Origin of the sequence: Bradyrhizobium sp. PRIMUS42 (assembly GCF_023006515.1) — a bacterium.
GTDB lineage: Bacteria > Pseudomonadota > Alphaproteobacteria > Rhizobiales > Xanthobacteraceae > Bradyrhizobium.
In genome coordinates this window covers 1-1,114 of the sequence record NZ_JALBGZ010001220.1, presented here as the reverse complement: position 1 = coordinate 1,114, position 1,114 = coordinate 1, and the positions used below count along the sequence as shown (strand labels likewise).

At 65.1% G+C, this 1,114-nt stretch carries 1 protein-coding gene and 1 pseudogene; one reads left to right on the top strand and one right to left on the bottom strand.

The features are described from left to right. Positions 1 to 122 (top strand): annotated as a pseudogene (locus tag MOV75_RS39205) (glutathione S-transferase family protein); the annotation flags it as partial. Between the two features lie 307 nt (positions 123 to 429). Here the strand turns inward: MOV75_RS39205 and MOV75_RS39200 are convergent. Continuing rightward, the coding region (locus tag MOV75_RS39200; RefSeq protein ID WP_309487014.1) for a vitamin B12 dependent-methionine synthase activation domain-containing protein at positions 430 to 1,114 on the bottom strand (685 nt) is incomplete at its 5' end.

Sequence of the window (1,114 nt, the reverse complement as noted above, 5' to 3'; positions counted from 1 at the left end):
AGGCGCATCCGCAGCTGTTCGACGCGTCGCGCTATCCGGCGCTGTCGGCGCATGCCGAGCGCTGCGAGGCGCTGGCGCCGTTCAAGGAGTTCGTGCAGCCGCTGGCGCCGCCGAAAGGGTGAGGGGGATTTCTCCGTCATTCCGGGGCGATGCGCAGCATCAAACTATGGTGCGCAATTGCGCACCTGAGAATCGTGCTGCTCGGGACGAGGACAAATGGATTCCGGGCTCGCGCCAAGAGGCGCGCCCCGGAATGACGGCGCTGGGCTTGGCGAGGTTGTCAGACCGCGACGCAGCCGATGATGGAAGTTTATCGCTGTTTTGCCCGACGCCGCAAACCCGGCCTCGGCACCCAAAATTCTTCAACCTTTTCAACCCCATTCTACTGTGCATGGGGTTGTTTTCGCACTTTTTGTTTGGCAGGCGGGCCTATCCCGCCCCTGCGCGCTTCTTCTGCCAGACCAGATGCACCGCGCAGGTGCAGCCGGGCGGGTGGGAGGCAAGGTCCTTTGACGTCTCGTCGTTCGCGGGTGTTGCCGCAAAGGTCTTGTCGGTCTGTTGCGACGGGATGTAATTCAGCACCGGCGCGAGCCAGCGCTCGGTCTCCGCCACGCTCATGCCCTTGCGCGCGGCATAGTCCTCGACCTGGTCGCGCTCGATCTTGCCGACGCCGAAATAATAGCTCGCAGGGTTGGCGAAATAGAGCCCGGACACGCTGGAGCCGGGCCACATTGCAAAGCTCTCGGTCAGCTTCACGCCGCAGTTCGCTTCCGCATCGAGCAGCTCGAACAGCGTCGCCTTCTCGGTGTGATCGGGCTGCGCGGGATAGCCGGGGGCGGGGCGGATGCCCTGGTATTTCTCCAGGATCATCTCCTCGTTCGAGAGCGCCTCGTCCGGCGCATAGGCCCAGAACTCGCGGCGCACGCGGGCATGCATGCGCTCGGCGAAGGCTTCGGCCAGGCGATCGGCCAGCGCCTTGCACAGGATCGAGGAGTAGTCGTCGTTCGCCATCTTGAAGCGGTCGGCGACCACGTCCTCGCCGATGCCGGCGGTGACGACGAAGCCGCCGACATAGTCCGGCACGCCCGCGGGCGCGACGAAGTCGGCCAGCGCC